Raw genomic sequence first — 16555 nt, 5'->3', positions numbered from 1 at the left:
ATGTCAGCGGCTCCGGCGCCACAGCTGCCGATCGGCCTGGTGGTCAATCCCGCCTCGGCGCTCGGCAGGGGTCGACGCGTGGCGCAGCGGGTCCGACGCGCGCTCGACGCGCTCGGCGTCCCGTCGGTGGTGATCGCGGCGGCGAGCGCGGCGGAGTGCCAGGAGGCGGTGCGGTCGGCCGTCGCGGCTGGGCTGCGCGCGCTGATCCTGGTCGGCGGCGACGGGCTGGTCGGCACGGTACTGCAGGTGGATGCGGCGCGGGAGCTGCCGATCGGGATCGTTCCGGCCGGGAGCGGCAACGACTTCGCCCGGCAGTTCCGGTTGTCGCGGGATCCGGATCGCGCGGTCGCGCGGATCCTCGCCGCCGAGGTGCGGCCGCGCGAGGTGGATCTCGGGGTCGTCGAGACCCCGGGCGGTGAGCGCTGGTTCGCGGGTGGGCTGTCCGTGGGCTTCGACGCGGCGATCAATCGGCGGGCGAACGCGATCCGCCTCCCCCTCGGGCCGCTGCGCTACCAGATCGCGCTCGTCACCGAACTGCTGCGGCTGCAGCCGCGACACTTCACCGTGTCGTGGCCGGGCGCGCATCGACCGTTCCGCGGGTTGCTCGCGACCACCATGAACATCCGCACGCTCGGGGGCGGCATCCCGATCGCGCCGCGCGCTGAGGTCGACGACGGCCGGTTCGACCTCGTGCTCGTCGACGAGTGCTCGCGGCTGCGGGTCTTCAGCGTGCTGGGGCACCTCGTGCGGGGGCGGCACGAGCGGCTTCCCGAGGTCGCGATCGTCCGCACAGCCGTCGTCCGGATCGAGGCCGGTGACGAGGTCGCCTACGCCGATGGTGAGCGGGTCGGGACCGGGCCGTTCGAGGTGCGGCTCGAGGCCGGCGCGCTGCGGCTCCTCGCGTAGCGCTTGCGCTCGGGCGGCGCCAGTCGCGATCCCTGACCACCGCCGAGATGCCACCGTCTCGCCGAGCTGCTACCGTGTCAGCGCCGACACCATGGCGGGTCGGCGAGACGATGGCAAGTCACGTGGTCACGTGGTCACGTCGTCACGTGGTCACGTGGTCACGGGGGTACAGGCTTACGGCTCCTCGGAAAGGAGCCACTCACGAGCGCCCGCCTCGGCTGCCCCCATCGCATTCACGGTTGCGCGGGTGCGATCGAGCACCCCGGCGTCGAACTCGGGCGACTGGCAGACGCCCTGGGGCTGATCCGGCATCACCGAGCACCACTTGTAGGCGCCGTTCTGCGTGTTCGTCGCGGCGTTCCACGACACGTCGTTGGTCGTCCAGGTGCCGTCCGGCTGCTTCGCGAACTGCACCCGCGTCATGAGGAACTCGTTGTTCACCTGCTGCGCGGGAGGCGCCGACTCGCTGATCGTGTTGCCGGTGCCGTAGAGCACCCACTTCCCGTTCACGTTCTCGAGCGGCTGCACGGCATGCGCGTGGTGCTGGTACACGAAGTCGAAGGCGCCACTGTTGTGGAGCTGCAGCGCGAGATCCCGCTGCCCGGGCGTCGGCTCGGACCAGTACTCCTCGCCGATGTGCTGGACGCCGATCACGAGGTCCGCCCCCATCTCGCGCGCCTTCTGGGCTTTGGCGATCATGCGCTCGGGATCGACTCGCGGCTCCTCATCGCGGTAGTCGACCTGCCAGGGGTACTCGGCGTACAGACCGTTGAGCGAGAACGTCGCCGTCATGATCGCCACCTTCGCGCCGTTCGCTTCGACGATGAGCGGGATGTCCTGCTCGCCCTCGGCACGGTACGAGCCGGTGTGCGCGATCCCCGCCGCATCGAGACCGTCGAGCGTGCGCAGCAGTCCCTCGGTCCCCTGATCCACCGTGTGGTTCGAGGCCGTGGTGCAGACGTCGTAGCCGACCGCCTTCACGGCGGCCGCGAGCTCCGGCGGGGTGCTGAACGCGGGGTAACCGGCGTATGGCCCGCCCACCGGGGCGAGCGGGGTCTCCATCTGGCAGATCGCGAGGTCCGACCGATCGAGGTACGGCTTCTGCCCTTCGAGCAGCGGCACGAAGTCGAAGTTCTGCCCGAGCTCATTGGTCGGGATCGCGGACTGGCTCCACAGCCCCTCGTGGAACAGCAGGTCGCCGGTCATGACCACACTGACGCAGTGGTCGGTGGGGCAGGCGGGGCCGGCACCCGGCTGCGGCTGCGGTTCGGGCTCGGGGGTCTCGGTGACCACCTCGGGCGCGGTCGTCTCGGCGGGAGCCTCCTCGACGGGTTCGGGCGCACACGCCACGAGCCCGCAGAGCACCAGCGCGGTCACGGTTCCAGCCACGTACTTCGTCATGTTCGCCACCCGGCCATGGTACAGGGAGCGCATTCGGCGACGCTCGTTCACTCGTTGTTCACCCGCTGGCAGACCGCGGGTCATGAAGCGTGCCTAGCGTAGGTGATGTGGCGTTCCGCATGCCACGGACCATCATCCGTTTTCAGATTGGATCGAATTTCACGTGAAGCTCTCAGCACTGACCAAGGTCGCAGCTATCGGCGGAATCGCCGCGCTCACGCTCACCTCCTGCGCCGCGAACGAGTCAGCTTCGGGATCCACCGAGGGTGGAGCCGCGGCCTCGAGCCTCTCCGGCAACCTCATCGGCGCCGGCGCTTCGTCGCAGGGCTCCGCTCAGGAAGCCTGGGTCGCCGGCTTCCAGACCGCCAACCCGGACGTCACGGTGAACTACGACCCCACCGGTTCCGGTGCGGGTCGCGAGACCTTCCAGCAGGGCGCGAGCGCCTTCGCCGGATCCGACCGCGCGTTCAAGCTCGAGGAGATCGAGGCCGGCCCGTTCGACGCGTGTGCCGCTGACAGCGGGATCGTCGAGTTCCCCGCCTACATCTCCCCGATCGCCCTGATCTTCAACGTCGAGGGTGTCGACTCGCTCAAGCTCGATGCGCCGACTGTCGCGAAGATCTTCTCCGGCGAGATCACGAGCTGGGACGATGCGGCCATCGCCGCTCAGAACGAGGGCGTCACCCTGCCCGCGCAGAACATCGTCGCCGTGCACCGCTCCGACAAGTCGGGCACCACCGAGAACTTCACCGATTACCTCACCGCCGCCGCTCCCGCCGAGTGGACCCCGGGCGCCATCGAGGAGTGGCCGACCGAGTTCGGCGGCGAGGCCGCCCAGGGCACCTCGGGTGTCGTCGAGGCCGTCGCCAACGGCGTGGGCACCATCGGCTACGCCGACGCCTCGCGCGCCGGCGACCTCTCGACCGTCGAGATCAAGGTGGGCGAGGAGTACGTCGCGTACTCTCCCGAGGCCGCAGCCGCGATCGTCGACGCGTCGCCGCTCGAGGAAGGCCGTGGCGAGCACGACCTCGCCGTCACGATCGACCGCAGCACCACCGAGGCGGGTGTCTACCCGATCGTGCTCGTGAGCTACCTCATCGGCTGCGAGGCCTACGAGGATGCCGCGAACGCCGAGCTCGCGAAGGCCTACTTTAATTACATCGTGAGCGCCGAGGGCCAGGACCTCGCGGCTGAGTCCGCGGGCAGCGCCCCGATCTCGGACTCGCTCCGCAGCAAGATCCAGCCCGCGATCGACGCGATCAGCTAGCCCCTCGTCACCGGTTGTGCGACTCTGGAACCCGCCCCCGGTTCCCGAGCCGCACAACCGGTGACGTGCGCCCTCACCCACCTCACACCCCCGAAGGACACACATCCAGTGACCTCCCCCGCAGCTCAGCCGGTGCTCAGCCTCGGAGATCGTGTCTTCTCCCGCTCAGCGGTGTTTGCCGGAAGCATGATCCTCGTCACCCTCGCGGCCGTCGCGATCTTCCTCATCGCGCAGAGCCTGCCGGCGTTCCTCGCCACGGGCGAGTCCGCGAGCCTCCTGACCACGAACTTCTGGTCCTACGTCGGTCCGCTGGTCTTCGGAACGGTCTGGGCCGCGATCCTGGCGCTCGTGATCTCTCTCCCCATCGCCATCGGGATCGCCCTCTTCATCTCGCACTACGCGCCCCGCAAGCTCGCGCAGGTGCTCGGCTACATCGTCGACCTGCTCGCCGCGGTGCCGAGCGTCGTTTTCGGCCTCTGGGGTATCGGGGTCCTGTCCCCGGCCGCGCAGCCCATCTACGAGTGGCTGAACCAGAATCTCGGCTGGATCCCGTTCTTCAGCGGCACCGTGACCGGCACCGGCCGCACGATCCTCACCGCCGCACTCGTGCTCGCCGTCATGATCCTTCCGATCATGACGGCGATCTGCCGCGAGGTCTTCCTGCAGGCCCCCGCGCTCCACGAGGAGGCCGCCCTCGCACTCGGCGCCACCCGCTGGGAGATGATCCGGATGGCCGTGCTGCCCTTCGGTCGCTCCGGGATCGTCTCCGCCGCGATGCTCGGCCTCGGGCGAGCGCTCGGCGAGACGATGGCGGTGGCGATGGTCCTCTCGGCCACCGGCATCGTGAGCATCCGACTGCTCACCTCCGAGAACCCCTCGACGATCGCCGCGAACATCGCCCTGTCCTTCCCCGAGGCCTACGGGGAGAACGTCAACGTCCTGATCGCGACCGGCCTCATCCTCTTCATCGTCACCTTCCTGGTCAACGCGCTTGCCCGTTGGATCGTGAGCCGTCGCGCCGAATTCAGTGGAGCTAACTAATGGCCATCACCGTTCGCACCGCCGCCGCGGGCTCCACGCTCGCGGGCAACCGCCTCTCCCGCAGCACTCCCTGGATCACCCTGGCCGCCAGCCTCGTCGCCGCGTACGCGCTCTTCGCGCTGCTCGCCGCCGCCTCGGGCACCGAGTACTCCGTCGTCGGGGCCACGATCGTCGGCCTCCTCGTCTACCTCGCGGTGATCACCGTGCTCTCCGCCACCGTCGAGGGCCGTCGCCAGGCGATGGACCGCTTCATCACCGGACTCGTGACCGGCGCCTTCCTGCTCGCAATGGTGCCGCTCGTCTCGGTGGGCATCACCGTCGTCGGCAACGGACTCGCGCGCTTCGACGCGGAGTTCTTCAACTCCTCGATGCGCAACATCACCGGCGAGGGCGGCGGCGCGCTGCACGCGATGATCGGTACGCTGCTCATCACGCTCGCCGCGACGATCATCTCGGTGCCGCTCGGGCTCATGACCTCGATCTACCTCGTGGAGTACGGCCGCGGCCGTCTCGCCCGCATCATCACGTTCCTCGTCGACGTGATGACCGGCATCCCGTCGATCGTCGCGGGTCTCTTCGCCTACGCGCTCTTCGCGCTCTTCCTCGGGCCCGGGGTCCGCATGGGCATCATCGGCGCCGTCGCGCTCTCCGTGCTCATGATCCCCGTAGTCGTGCGGTCGAGCGAGGAGATGCTGCGGCTCGTTCCGAACGAGCTCCGCGAGGCGGCGTACGCCCTCGGCGTGCCGAAGTGGCGCACGATCCTCAAGGTGGTGCTCCCGACCTCGATCGCGGGTATCACGACCGGCATCATGCTCGCCATCGCCCGCGTCATCGGCGAGACCGCACCGCTGCTCATCACGGCCGGCTTCACCGCCTCGATGAACTACGACCTCTTCAACGACCGCATGCAGTCGCTGCCGGTCTACGTGTACACGCAGTTCGCGAACCAGGGCAACCCGGCGTTCGCGTTCCTCGAGCGCGCCTGGGCCGCCGCCCTCCTCCTGATCCTCATCGTGATGGCACTGAACCTGATCGCGCGCCTCATCGCCCGCTGGTTCGCACCTAAAACCGGTCGCTGACCGGACGCCCCCACGACTGCCGAACCCGAACGAAAGCACCCACACCATGTCGAAGCGCATCGAAGTCTCGGACCTCAACGTCTACTACTCCAAGTTCCTCGCTGTCGAAGACGTCTCGATCAATATCGAGCCCCGCAGCGTCACCGCGTTCATCGGACCGTCGGGCTGCGGCAAGTCCACGTTCCTCCGCACACTGAACCGCATGCACGAGGCGATCCCGGGCGCTCGCGTCGAGGGCGAGGTACTGCTCGACGGGGAGAACCTGTACGCGGCGGGCGTCGATCCCGTCCTCGTGCGCCGCCAGGTGGGCATGGTCTTCCAGCGCCCGAACCCGTTCCCCACGATGTCGATCCGCGAGAACGTGCTGGCGGGCGTTCGTCTCAACAACCGCAAGATGGCGCGCTCCGATGCCGACGCCCTCGTCGAGAGCTCGCTCGTGGGCGCGAACCTGTGGAACGAGGTCAAGGATCGCCTCGACAAGCCGGGCTCCGGCCTCTCGGGCGGTCAGCAGCAGCGTCTCTGCATCGCGCGTGCGATCGCGGTCTCCCCCGAGGTCCTGCTGATGGACGAGCCCTGCTCGGCCCTCGACCCGATCTCGACGCTCGCGATCGAGGATCTGATCGACGAGCTCAAGAAGCAGTACACGATCGTGATCGTGACCCACAACATGCAGCAGGCCTCGCGCGTCTCGGATCGCACCGCGTTCTTCAACATCGCGGGCACCGGCAAGCCGGGCAAGCTCATCGAGTACGACGACACCAGCACGATCTTCTCGACGCCCAGCGTGCAGGCGACCGAGGACTACGTCTCCGGCCGCTTCGGGTAGGGGGCCGGGCTCGGCGGGTACGAAAAAACCGAGCCGCAGAAACGCCTCTCGGCGGAAGACCGCTCGAAGCGGCAAAAATTGGAGCCCGGGGTTACTGCGGCCCGGCGCGGCCCAGTTTAGCGCAGAGCCCCGGAGAGTTCATCCTGACCCTCTCCCGGGCGCGGGACTACTCGAGCGTTCCGTCGCGCCAGCGCCGGGCTCCCCCGTGCAGCTCCTGGGCGAGCGTCGAGTAGCGCAGCGAGCGGGTCGTGAGCTGGGCCGCGTGGGCGTCGTCGTGGGCGTCCCGATCATCCGCGAGGTCTGCGGCGCCGAGGGACAGGATCCGGCAGTAGCTCGAGGCACGATCCAGCGCCACCGCGAGGTCGCCCGCGAAGACGCCGCGCAGGATCGTCTCGCACAGCTCCGAGATGGAGGTCGGCGTGACCGGCTCGGCAGCCCCGGCCACCGCCGGATCGATGGTCACGGCGAGGCTCGCTCCCCGGCGGAACAGGTCGGCTGTGCCCTCTGGGTCTGACGCGGCGACGCGCCGGAGCAGGTAGAGCCGCCACAGCAGTCCGGCGAGCGAGTGGGCGCCCTGGTGCGACCAGAGCTCGGCGATGTCGTCGATGCCGCTGCCGGCGGCGAGCCCCACTACCCGCTCGACCACGGTCGCGTCGGCGCCCTGGCGCACCCGGTCGAGCAGCGCCCAGGAGGTCTCCTGCGCGAGCCGATGCGCGGCGCCGGGTTCGTCCGAGCCGATGATCCAGTCGAAGCTGTAGGTCGGCTGCAGGATGGGACGCGGATGGTCTCGGTGCACTGGGCTCCTCACTCGGTGATCGGGTCGACGACCGCATGATCCCACGCACGTTCTGCGCGCGCGGGATCAGTCGACCGCTCCGCGATTCTACGCGCGCACGCGACGCCGAACGTTCACCGGCCTCCCGGCTGCGCTCGGTAGAATGAGAGAACGGTCGGCCGCGCGCTCACTCCGCGCGCGTGCCCCTGAGCCCCGGCGATCTCGAGTCAGTGGTCAGCCCGCACCGACCTCGTGTGAGTGCCGAGCGTACCCAGCCCCAGCGTCAGTTACCAGATGAGCCGTTCCGGCCGGTACGAGGGCAGGGGGCGGGTCGCCTCCAACGGATCGTGCTCGGCCGCGGGATCCTCTGCGGGCGTCGGCGCCGACGGAGCTGCCCAGGGGTTCGATTCGCTATTGGTCATGACACATCCCTTCCCACTGTGGAAAGCTCATCCTAAACGGCCGAGGTTGCAACGAGGAGGGGATTGACACAGCGGAGTCTGATGGTCTTGTGGGGACAGCAGTCGACAGGGGCAACGAGGATCGCCCCGCGCTTCATGCTTGGGGCAACCGCGCGGGGCTTGGCCTCCCTCGATGGCGAGTTCCGCCCACGCCCACCCTAAAACCTGGCCCACGCATCACGTCGGCCGGGCAGCGTTTTCACCCCTGAAGTCACCCACGCCCCGATCCTCGGCCCAACCATGCCGTACCGTCGGGGGTCACATGTTGATGTTGAACTTGTGGGGTCGTTCCTCGATCACGCTCAGCGCATAGTCGCGGAGATCATCGTCGCGGAGGACAACACCGATCGCGCCGAACTCGTCCGCAGCGATGCGGGCGGCTTCATCGACGGGCCTCCCTGCTGCTGCGGCGCGAATCCGCAGATCTGCATCCGTGATGATCTGAACGACTCCGTCGTGAAGCTCATTCAGTTCGTTTCCTGCAGTACTCATTGCTCGTGCTCCCCTGCCCATGACTGCTGACCCTCGACCCTCACGAAACTACCGAGAACCGGGACGTTGACGCAGGCCATGGCGCGAACCCCCGGTGTCGTGGTATCACCCCTTTCTCACGCGCACGCGCGGTGGAATAGCGTGGGGACGTGCGGAAGGACGAAGCCCGGTAGGTGATCTGGTCGTCGAGGGTTTCCGTGCGACACTTGCGCGGTGGGGTACCTCCTGCATGCGGGTGAAGAACACGGGTTCGAAGATCGGTTGCTCGCGCGTGTGAAGGTCGCCACGGGGATGACGTTCCGCACACAGAAGAGCGTCTTCCTGAGTTGGGATCTGAATCTTGTGCATCATTCAGGCCGTATCTCGTGGTGGAGGATCCCGAGCCAGCAGATCGGGTTCCGATGCTCGGACGGGAAGCCAGCCGCCCTCAGCGCGGAGTGATTGCGTGTGCTCGGTGAGCTCTCCGGGTCGCCTCGAGGCCTGCTCGCGATGACGGAACGGGAAGCCGCGGGCTCCGCGGCGGGCGACGGCACGGCCTCCCCGGAGCCTGAACGCCAGCTCTCCCTGTCGAGCCATCACCACGGCATCTGGGGCCGTAGGGTCGCATGTCGAGTGGCCCGGGTCAATCCCCTATCGGCGAGCCGCTCGGCTTGCGACGCTGGAGCGATGGGCTACTTACTGTACGACCAGCAGAGGTATCACTTCGAGGATCGACTCCTCGTGCATCTCAGGCTCGCGATCGCGAGGAAGTTCCGACAGCACGAGAGCTTCTTCCTCGAGTGGGCGGAGAGTCCGGACTCGGGCGGCGGCCGGGTGTCGCTCTGGATGGATCCGACGCACCATCTCGGGTTCCGTTTCATCGAACACCAGACTGCTGAGCTGAATCTCGCATGGGTCGATGCCATGGCGAAGATTCGGGCCCCTCACCGCGGCTTGTTCGCAATCCCGGAACGTCTGGTCGACGGTTTCATGCCTGCCGACGACGGTCGGGGCCGGGAGGTGATGCCGCTGGGGGCACCCCAGCTGCGGGTTGATGAGGGAGACGACGCGTCGACTCACGCCTGAACCGGGGCGAACACCAGACGGCAGAAGTACGGGTACATACCGTGCCACGGCGAGTCGTTCAACCCCTCCGCGCCATCTGGAATCACTTCGTATGCTCGTGTCTGGGCTCTCATTGCTAGTCGTGAGAGCCTTTGCCCCCGAGCTGTACCGGGTCCCCGCCTGTGGCTCGGGGGCACTCACCCTGCCCCAGGCGGGTGAGTTATCCATAGACCGCGCCGATCACTGCCGCGCGTTTCCAGCCTCTGAGCTCGTGTTTTCCGGTGCCCCCAGTAGGGATCGAACCTACGACCTGCGGATTAAAAGTCCGTAGCTCTACCGCTGAGCTATAGGGGCCAACCCCACCAGCTTATCCGACCCGCGCGCCCCGGTGCGACGGCGCCGGGTCGCCGCCCCGTAGCGCCTCAAGCTGAACCCCACCAGGGGTGTCTGCGGCTTTGCGGCGGCGAGTAGCATCGCTCGGACCGGCAATTTCCACCCCGAGCAAAAAGGAGGACCATCATGAGTCACACCGAGGAGCTGACGCTGGACACCGTCGTATCGACGATGCGGGGCGAACGATTTGCCATGCTGTCGACCGCCACCCCCGACGGCAAGATCGTGTCCCACCCCATGACCCCGCAGAAGGTCACCGACACCGGCGAGACCTGGCTGTTCATCGGCCTGCAGGGCGACCAGGCCGACGCGATCCACGCGAATCCCCAGGTCAATCTCGCGTTCGCCGAGACCGGGAGCTGGCTCTCCGTGGCGGGCGTCGCGGAGTTCGTGCAGGATCGCGCAAAGGCGGCGGAGCTGTGGGACGACGAGGTGGGTGCGTACTTCGAGGGCGGGCTGGACGATCCGAACCTGGGTCTGCTGCGCGTGGTACCAGAGTCGGCGCAGTACTGGGGCGTTCCGGGCGGCAGGGTCGCTGCGGCGCTGAAGATCGCGGCGTCGAAGATCACCGGGCGCGAGAGCCCCGGGGTCTCGGGCACCGTCGAGCTGTAGGCTCATCGCACCCACGCCGTCGAGCTCTCGGCTCGGCGCCGGGAGTTCCGTCGAGGCCTAGCCTCGACGGAACTCCGCCGTGATGGGGCACGAGAACGGATCCCGCGCCGCCAATCCCACCCGATTGAGGTAGGCGATGACGATCGCGTAGGACCGCATGATCGACACCTCGGTGTACGGCACTCCGAGTGTGGCGCAGTGCTCGATCACGATCTCACGCGCCTTCGCGAGGTGCGGACGCGGCATGTTCGGGAAGAGGTGGTGCTCCACCTGGTAGTTGAGCCCACCCATGAACCAGGTCGCGTACCACCCTCCCGAGACGTTGCGCGAGGTGCGCACCTGCTTCGAGAAGAAGTCGAGGCGGGCGTCCCGAGCGAGGACCGGCATGCCCTTGTGGTTCGGCGCGAACGCCGCCCCCATGTAGATCCCGAACACGGCGGCCTGCACACCGAGGAACGCGAACGCCATGCCGAGCGGCAGGAACATGAAGATCGGGGTGAGGTAGAGCGCGAAGCGCACCGTGATGATGGAGAGTTCGGTCCACCGCTTCTTCACGGGCCCTGGCGTCACCAGGTACTTGAGGCTCTGGTAGTGCAGGTTGACGCCCTCGAGCGACAGGAGCGGGAAGAACAGGTAGCCCTGCTTGCGGGTGATCACTCGGATGAAGCCGCGCGACTTCGCCGCGTCCTCCTCGAGGAAGGAGATCGTGTCGACCTCGATGTCGGGATCCTTGCCCACCACGTTCGGGTTCGAGTGATGCCGCGTGTGCTTCGAGTCCCACCAGGAATAGCTCAGGCCGATGGATCCCGCGAGCCAGCGCGCAAGCTTGTCGTTGGCGGGGGCCAGCGGGAGGATCTGACGATGGGCGGCCTCGTGCGTCAGGAACGCGATCTGGGTGAAGATGATCCCCAACGCCCCGGCGATGAGGAGTTGGAACCAGCTGTCTCCCAGCAGGACGAACCCGGTGATCGCACCGCCGAGCGCGACTGCGATGAGGGTGGCCACAAACATGTAGAACCACGGCGTCCGCCGGAGCAGTCCGCTCTCCCGCACCGTCTGCGAGACATCGGTGTACGCGCGGTTCAGCTTGGGAAAGGTGTCGCTGGTCGCGATGGTCTGGCGGATCGGGCCGAGCCCGGTGAGCGGACTCACGGTTGAAGAAGCGATGCAGGTCCCCTATCTGTCTCCGAAGCACCCGAGGGGTCCGTCCGGCTCTACAGCCATGGGCGGAAGTGCCGATCGCTATCCCCAGCGTAGGCGGCGCACCATGCCGTCCCCTGAATACGTCCGACATTCAGGGTTTACGCCCAGATCACCTCGGCGATCTGCGCGACGCCCCGCAGCAGCCTCGGCACGGTCTCGGCCCCGTAGCCGACCAGAATGCCGTCGGATCCGGGATCACCGTCGGTGCCGGGATCGCCGTCGTTCCCCGCGATCCGGTAGGCGTGCAGCCGGTCGACGAGCACCCCGCGCTCGGCGAGCTCGCGCACAACATCTTCCCCACGACGACCTGCGGGCAGCGGTACCCGCACGTGCAACCCTCCGGCGTCGCCCGACACCTCGAGCCCGCGAACGCGGCACTCGGCGAGCAGCAACTCACGCCGGTGCCGGTACTCCCGCCGCGTGCGCCCGATCTCCCGCCGGAACCCGCCGCCGTCGAGGAACTCCGCGAGGGCGGTCTGCATCATCTGCGGGACCGTGGGACCGAGGTCCCGTCGCACCTCGGCCACCGCCTCGCGCAGCGCACTCGCGTCGGGGTCGTTGCCCAGCACGATGGCTCCGCAGCGGATGGAGGGCGAGAGGATCTTGTTGAGCGTGGTGACGTGCACGATCCGCCCGCCTCGGTCGAGCGACGCCATCGCGGGAAGCACCGCACCCGCGTGGCGGAACTCGCTGTCGTAGTCGTCCTCGATGATGATCGCACCGGACTCGCGAGCCCAGGCCACCAGCGCGTGGCGCTCCGCCGCCGGGATCCTGCCGCCGAGCGGGAACTGGTGGCTCGGCGTCAGCATGAGTGCGGCGAGCGCGCGATGATCCGCCAGCGACCGCACCGCCTCCGCGGTGGCCCCGTCGGAGCCCACGGGGAGCGGAACCAGTTCCGATCCCGCGCGCGCGAGCGCGAGCGCTCCCTCGCGGTAGCCCGGATCCTCTACCGCAACCGCAACGGCGCCGCCGTGCAGTGCGCGCAGGGCGAGCGCGATGATGAGCAGCGCCTCCGACGTACCCGTCGTGACGGTCACATCGTCAGGGTCGCAGTCGATCCCCCGGCTCCGACGTGCGTGCGCGGCGATCGCCAGCCGCAGCGCGGGATCCCCCGATGCCTCCGGGGCGTCCGAGCGCCACGGTGCCCGGGCCGCCCGGGAGAGGGCACGCACCCACTCCCGCGGCGGCTGAGCGGCGACGAACGGACGCCCGGGCAGCAGATCGATCGGGGGTGCACCGCCACCCGCACCGAGAACGGTCGGCAGGCCGTCCACCTGCGGGAGCGCCGGGGCAGCGAGCGCCGGTGCCCGCTCGAGCGATGCACCTGCACCCGCGCGCTCGAGCCCCCAGTCCGGGAGTTCTCCGACCACGCGGGTCCCGGCGCCCTGCCGGCTCTCGAGATACCCCTCACCGACGAGCCGCTCGTAGGCGGCGACGACGACGGAGCGCGACAGCGCGAGCGTGGCGGCGAGGGCCCGCGACGCCGGGAGCGCGTCACCTGGGCGCATCGCTCCCGTCAGGATCGACTCCCGCAGCGACGTCGTCAGCTGGTCGACGAGCGGGCGTGACAGCTGCCGGTCGACCGCCAGTTGCGGAAAGTCGTCCATCCGACACCCCTTCTCGAATTGGTCTGGTCCATGTGGCGAGATTCGGACTTTCCCACCTGCCTCTGAGCAGCTTACTGTGGCCGTATCGATCCGTGCGGTGACGGGACCCCGAGCGCACGCCACCGCGTTTCACCCGAGAGGCCGACCATGCCAGCACCCCTGCCCACCCTCGTCTCGCAGCGCATGCCCGAGAAGATGAGCCGCGATGAGGCCGCCTTCGCGGACCTCTGCGCAAGCACGAGCCTGGCGCACGTCGCCTACACCTCCCCCGACGGCCCGCGCATCTTCCCCACGGCCTTCGCCGTGCTCGACGGACGCCTCGTCATCCACGGCTCGACGGGGTCGCGCTGGATGCGCCACCTCGTCGACCAGCCGGCGTCGGTCGCCATCACCAAGCTCACGGGCCTCGTCGTCGCCCGCAGCACGTTCGAGTCGTCGGTGCTCTACCGGAGCGCGATGGTCTTCGGCACCTTCTCGGTGGTCGGCGCGGATCGGACCGAACGCCTGCTCGCACGCCTCTCCGACCGCCTGATCCCGGGCCGCTCGTCGGAGGTTCGCCCCTCGCTCCGGAAGGAGATGGCGGCGACCATGCTGCTCGAGATGCCGCTCGACCAGTGGTCGCTGCGCGTCTCGGACGGCTGGCCGGAGGACGAGGAGCCCGACCGCTGCGGCGACGCGTGGGCGGGGGTCGTGCGGCTCGGAGCGCCTGCGGTCTCCGCGGAGGCGGCGCCGGACCTGCGCGCCGGGATCCCGATCCCGACCTCGGTCGCCCGTCTGCTCGAGGATCCGAGCGGCATCGTCTAGCGCGGCGCGCTGCCCCTAGTGCATGAGCAGGAGCAGACCCGCGACCACGATGAAGAGCGCCCCGAACACCGAGTTCAGGATCCGCTGGCCGCGCACGGTAGCGACGTACCGCCGGAACGGCTTCGCGGCCGCCGCGAAGAAGAACCACATGACCGCCACGTCGACACTCACGACCGTGAGCGTGAGGACGAGGTACTGCGGCAGGAGAGGTTCATTGACGCGAATGAACTGCGGGATGAACGCCAAGAAGAAGACGATCGCCTTCGGGTTCAGCAGGTTCACCCAGAATCCGCGGCGCAGGATCGACCACGCACTCTCCCCGCTTCGAGCCGCTGCAAGGGAATCGTCGGTCTCGAGCGCGGGCTTCGCGAGGATCAGGCGCACGCCGAGGTAGACGAGATACGCGGCGCCGATGGTGCGGATCGCGTTGAAGAGGAGCGGCGATCCCGCGACGAGCACCCCGACCCCCGCCGCCACGATCACGATGTGGACGAGGAGCGCGAGCTGCTGGCCGAGCACACCCCAGATGGAGCGCCGCCACCCGACCGTGAGCGCGTTCGACATCGTGTTGATGGCGCCGGCGCCCGGCGTGAGGCTGATGACCGCGGATGCCGTCAGCAGGGACAGCCACAATGCGAGGGACACCAGCACAGTGTAGTGCGTGCGGGATCGGCCCCGTGGGACGGAATTCGTGAACCTGGTGGATCTGAGGGGAATCGAACCCCTGACCTTCTCATTGCGAACGAGACGCGCTACCAACTGCGCCACAGACCCTTACGGCGTTCCACACTATCAGGCAAGCACCGCCCGCACGAAATCAGGTCACAGGATCGGCCCGTCGCGCCCTCGGCAGAACGTGTGGGGTCAGCCCGAGCGCGCTATCCGACGTTTCGGCGGCGCCGGAGCACCGCGTCGAGATCCGGCATGCCGTCGGTGGTGTCGCCCACGCGACCCATCTGGCTGAGGCGCTGGCGCGCCGCGATCCGCTCGGCGTCGACGCGCGACTGCGGTGCCTTCCGCGGCGCCGCAGGTGTCGTGGCCGCAACGGGATCCGGGGTCTGCGCAGCCGCAGCAGCCGCGGGCCGTTCCGGCGACGCCGCCGCGCGGGCGGAGGCACCGGCACTTGCACCGGCTCCGGCACCTGCGCTCCGGTCCGCTCCCGACTCGCGGAGCAGCATCGAGTCCGGCTGATTGACCCGCGACGATGCGCCCGGCGCTTCGGCCCGAGCGCGGGCCAGGGCGCGTGCCCGGGCGATCCGGTCGGCCGCAGCGCGCTGAGCCGCCTGATGCGCCGCCGCGGACTCGTCCGTCTCGCCCAGGGGCTGGTCGGCTTCGGGCGCGTGCACCTGCGCGGTCGGCGCATCGGCGATGCGCTCGGCGGGAATGCTGTGCATGCGGGCGCGCCCGGGGGCGAGCAGCACGAGGCCGCCGAGCGCCGCGGCGAAGAGCGCCGCCGACCACACGAGCATCGCGGTCCCGCTTCCGGCGATCGCGAGCCCGGTGCCGACGAGCGCGCCGAGCAGCCCGACGACGGTCCCGAGGAACGCGATCCCGCGCACCCGGCGCACGAGGGGACGACGGAGTCTCGCGGATCGATGCACTGCTGCCTGCTTTCGACGAATCTGCTGGGCCCGGATCTCGGCGCGCACCTGCTCGGCGCGCGCCTCTGCCAACTCGGCGTCGCGCTCGGCCTCCTGGCGACGCTGGGCGGTGCGGAGCAGCTTCTCGTGCGCGAGCGCCTGCTTGGCGGTGGCCTCGAGCCGCACCTCCTGCGGCACCTCGCTCGTCTCCGCGAGCACTCGGAGCGTGCGCTGCAGCCGGAGCGCGTTGCGCTCGGCGGCCCGGAACTCCCGCCGGCGCACCCAGGCGGGGACCAGCACGGCGATCCAGAGCAGCGCGGCGACGACGAAGATCACGCCGCCCCCGAGTCCGCCAGTCATGTCGTTCACTGTACGGTCATCCGCTGCGCTCCGCCTCCCGCCGCGCCGAGGTGCGCGAGCACCGGAAGCAACCCGAGCTGCGGGAGCAACCCGAGCTACGCGGTGATCCTCCGCAGCACACCGTCGGGTGCGTCCTCACGCGTCACCGCGAAGCAGTCGTGGTCACGCCAGGCGCCGTCGATGTGGATGTACCCCTGCCGGCGCCCCTCGTACCGCATCTGCAGCTTTTCGACCACCCGCAGCGAGGCCGCGTTCTCGGGTCTGATGCAGATCTCGACGCGGTGCAGACCGACACCCCAGAACAGGTGGTCGATGGCGAGCGCGACTGCCACGGGGGTGATCCCCCGCCCGGCGACGTGCTCCGAGACCCAGTAGCCGATCTGCGCAGACTGCAGCGCGCCCCCGCTCACCTCGGAGACGCTGAGCTGCCCCACAACCTCGCCGCGGTAGGTGATCACCATCGGAATCCCGCTTCCGGCGCGCAGCTGTCGGCGCAGGATCCGGACCGTCGGCCGCATCGAGACGCTCCCGGGGGTGATCCCCCGCCCGGAGGGATGGGTGGCCTCCCACTGCTGGAGCCACGGCCGGTTCGATGCGAGAAGCCCGCGCAGGGGTTCCGCATCCACCGCGTGGATCACGCGGAGCGCGACGGGCCCCGAGACCAAGAGGCCCGGGTCGTCGATGGAGCGGCCGAGGGGTGCCAC

18 protein-coding genes and 2 tRNA genes are annotated in these 16555 nt (G+C 69.0%); 9 read left to right on the top strand and 11 right to left on the bottom strand.

What is annotated here, in order from left to right; translation table 11 throughout:
• Window positions 1–906, top strand: coding sequence for a diacylglycerol/lipid kinase family protein (locus MUN76_RS13290; RefSeq protein ID WP_244685301.1), 906 nt, complete (start codon window positions 1–3; stop codon window positions 904–906).
• Window positions 907–1080: 174 nt separating this feature from the next.
• Here MUN76_RS13290 and MUN76_RS13285 read toward each other — a convergent pair whose 3' ends face one another.
• On the bottom strand, window positions 1081–2307 hold the full coding sequence (locus MUN76_RS13285) for a CapA family protein (protein WP_244688792.1): 1227 nt from the start codon (window positions 2305–2307) through the stop codon (window positions 1081–1083).
• Between the two features lie 163 nt (window positions 2308–2470).
• Between MUN76_RS13285 and MUN76_RS13280 the strand changes: the two genes are divergently transcribed.
• The 4 genes from MUN76_RS13280 (at window position 2471) to pstB (ending at window position 6520) form a co-directional block, all read left to right on the top strand.
• Window positions 2471–3574: a phosphate ABC transporter substrate-binding protein PstS gene (locus tag MUN76_RS13280; RefSeq protein ID WP_244685299.1), complete on the top strand. Its 1104-nt coding sequence runs from the start codon at window positions 2471–2473 to the stop codon at window positions 3572–3574.
• A 108-nt stretch (window positions 3575–3682) separates the two neighbouring features.
• A complete protein-coding gene (gene pstC / locus MUN76_RS13275; protein WP_244685298.1) occupies window positions 3683–4615 on the top strand; it encodes a phosphate ABC transporter permease subunit PstC in 933 nt (310 codons plus the stop codon).
• On the top strand, window positions 4615–5694 hold the full coding sequence (gene pstA, locus MUN76_RS13270) for a phosphate ABC transporter permease PstA (RefSeq protein WP_244685297.1): 1080 nt from the start codon (window positions 4615–4617) through the stop codon (window positions 5692–5694). Before pstC ends, pstA begins: the two co-directional genes overlap by 1 nt.
• A gap of 46 nt (window positions 5695–5740) precedes the next feature.
• The gene (gene pstB / locus MUN76_RS13265; protein WP_244685296.1) at window positions 5741–6520 is read left to right on the top strand and encodes a phosphate ABC transporter ATP-binding protein PstB; all 780 of its coding nucleotides are present in this window, start codon (window positions 5741–5743) and stop codon (window positions 6518–6520) included.
• A gap of 166 nt (window positions 6521–6686) precedes the next feature.
• On the opposite strand, the gene MUN76_RS13260 is transcribed toward pstB, so the two are convergent.
• From MUN76_RS13260 to MUN76_RS13255, 3 genes are all read right to left on the bottom strand, one after another.
• On the bottom strand, window positions 6687–7316 hold the full coding sequence (locus MUN76_RS13260; RefSeq protein ID WP_244685295.1) for a hypothetical protein: 630 nt from the start codon (window positions 7314–7316) through the stop codon (window positions 6687–6689).
• A gap of 266 nt (window positions 7317–7582) precedes the next feature.
• A complete protein-coding gene (locus MUN76_RS15530) occupies window positions 7583–7717 on the bottom strand; it encodes a hypothetical protein (protein WP_256451792.1) in 135 nt (44 codons plus the stop codon).
• A gap of 297 nt (window positions 7718–8014) precedes the next feature.
• The gene (locus MUN76_RS13255) at window positions 8015–8248 is read right to left on the bottom strand and encodes a CBS domain-containing protein (protein WP_244685294.1); all 234 of its coding nucleotides are present in this window, start codon (window positions 8246–8248) and stop codon (window positions 8015–8017) included.
• A 213-nt stretch (window positions 8249–8461) separates the two neighbouring features.
• Here MUN76_RS13255 and MUN76_RS15655 point away from each other — a divergent pair, with 213 nt between their 5' ends.
• Both MUN76_RS15655 and MUN76_RS13250 read left to right on the top strand, forming a co-directional pair.
• Complete coding sequence (locus tag MUN76_RS15655) at window positions 8462–8689, top strand: DUF7882 family protein (RefSeq protein ID WP_488167802.1); 228 nt, start codon at window positions 8462–8464, stop codon at window positions 8687–8689.
• Window positions 8690–8914: 225 nt separating this feature from the next.
• Window positions 8915–9313, top strand: a complete 399-nt coding sequence (locus tag MUN76_RS13250) for a DUF7882 family protein (RefSeq protein WP_244685293.1) — start codon at window positions 8915–8917, stop codon at window positions 9311–9313.
• 261 nt (window positions 9314–9574) lie between these two features.
• Here the strand turns inward: MUN76_RS13250 and MUN76_RS13245 are convergent.
• A tRNA-Lys gene (locus tag MUN76_RS13245) sits at window positions 9575–9646 on the bottom strand.
• A 165-nt stretch (window positions 9647–9811) separates the two neighbouring features.
• On the opposite strand from MUN76_RS13245, the gene MUN76_RS13240 reads away from it, so the two are divergent.
• On the top strand, window positions 9812–10297 hold the full coding sequence (locus MUN76_RS13240; RefSeq protein WP_244685292.1) for a pyridoxamine 5'-phosphate oxidase family protein: 486 nt from the start codon (window positions 9812–9814) through the stop codon (window positions 10295–10297).
• Window positions 10298–10354: 57 nt separating this feature from the next.
• Here the strand turns inward: MUN76_RS13240 and MUN76_RS13235 are convergent, their stop codons facing one another.
• Both MUN76_RS13235 and pdxR read right to left on the bottom strand, forming a co-directional pair.
• Entirely contained in the window at window positions 10355–11464 is a 1110-nt protein-coding gene (locus MUN76_RS13235; RefSeq protein ID WP_244688790.1) for a fatty acid desaturase family protein, read from the bottom strand.
• Window positions 11465–11598: 134 nt separating this feature from the next.
• Window positions 11599–13107, bottom strand: coding sequence for a MocR-like pyridoxine biosynthesis transcription factor PdxR (gene pdxR / locus MUN76_RS13230; protein ID WP_244685291.1), 1509 nt, complete (start codon window positions 13105–13107; stop codon window positions 11599–11601).
• Between the two features lie 147 nt (window positions 13108–13254).
• Here pdxR and MUN76_RS13225 point away from each other — a divergent pair, with 147 nt between their 5' ends.
• Window positions 13255–13911, top strand: a complete 657-nt coding sequence (locus tag MUN76_RS13225) for a pyridoxamine 5'-phosphate oxidase family protein (RefSeq protein WP_244685289.1) — start codon at window positions 13255–13257, stop codon at window positions 13909–13911.
• Between the two features lie 15 nt (window positions 13912–13926).
• Here the strand turns inward: MUN76_RS13225 and MUN76_RS13220 are convergent, their stop codons facing one another.
• The 4 genes from MUN76_RS13220 to MUN76_RS13205 form a co-directional block, all read right to left on the bottom strand.
• The gene (locus MUN76_RS13220) at window positions 13927–14556 is read right to left on the bottom strand and encodes a LysE family transporter (protein WP_244685287.1); all 630 of its coding nucleotides are present in this window, start codon (window positions 14554–14556) and stop codon (window positions 13927–13929) included.
• A 53-nt stretch (window positions 14557–14609) separates the two neighbouring features.
• A tRNA-Ala gene (locus MUN76_RS13215) sits at window positions 14610–14685 on the bottom strand.
• Window positions 14686–14789: 104 nt separating this feature from the next.
• Window positions 14790–15851: a hypothetical protein gene (locus MUN76_RS13210; RefSeq protein ID WP_244685285.1), complete on the bottom strand. Its 1062-nt coding sequence runs from the start codon at window positions 15849–15851 to the stop codon at window positions 14790–14792.
• 95 nt (window positions 15852–15946) lie between these two features.
• On the bottom strand, window positions 15947–16555 hold the full coding sequence (locus MUN76_RS13205) for a GNAT family N-acetyltransferase (protein WP_244685283.1): 609 nt from the start codon (window positions 16553–16555) through the stop codon (window positions 15947–15949).

It is taken from the genome of Leucobacter rhizosphaerae, assembly GCF_022919175.1.
GTDB classification, from domain to species: Bacteria; Actinomycetota; Actinomycetes; order Actinomycetales; family Microbacteriaceae; genus Leucobacter; species Leucobacter rhizosphaerae.
This window is presented reverse-complemented; position numbering and strand designations above follow the sequence as displayed.

Coding starts and splice junctions, on each gene's coding strand:
- MUN76_RS13290 (WP_244685301.1), top strand. CDS start 1: ATGTCAGCGGCTCCGGCGCCACAGCTGCCGATCGGCCTGGTGGTCAAT.
- MUN76_RS13285 (WP_244688792.1), bottom strand. CDS start 2,307: ATGACGAAGTACGTGGCTGGAACCGTGACCGCGCTGGTGCTCTGCGGG.
- pstA (WP_244685297.1), top strand. CDS start 4,615: ATGGCCATCACCGTTCGCACCGCCGCCGCGGGCTCCACGCTCGCGGGC.
- pstB (WP_244685296.1), top strand. CDS start 5,741: ATGTCGAAGCGCATCGAAGTCTCGGACCTCAACGTCTACTACTCCAAG.
- MUN76_RS15530 (WP_256451792.1), bottom strand. CDS start 7,717: ATGACCAATAGCGAATCGAACCCCTGGGCAGCTCCGTCGGCGCCGACG.
- MUN76_RS13255 (WP_244685294.1), bottom strand. CDS start 8,248: ATGAGTACTGCAGGAAACGAACTGAATGAGCTTCACGACGGAGTCGTT.
- MUN76_RS13250 (WP_244685293.1), top strand. CDS start 8,915: ATGGGCTACTTACTGTACGACCAGCAGAGGTATCACTTCGAGGATCGA.
- MUN76_RS13240 (WP_244685292.1), top strand. CDS start 9,812: ATGAGTCACACCGAGGAGCTGACGCTGGACACCGTCGTATCGACGATG.
- pdxR (WP_244685291.1), bottom strand. CDS start 13,107: ATGGACGACTTTCCGCAACTGGCGGTCGACCGGCAGCTGTCACGCCCG.
- MUN76_RS13225 (WP_244685289.1), top strand. CDS start 13,255: ATGCCAGCACCCCTGCCCACCCTCGTCTCGCAGCGCATGCCCGAGAAG.
- MUN76_RS13210 (WP_244685285.1), bottom strand. CDS start 15,851: ATGACTGGCGGACTCGGGGGCGGCGTGATCTTCGTCGTCGCCGCGCTG.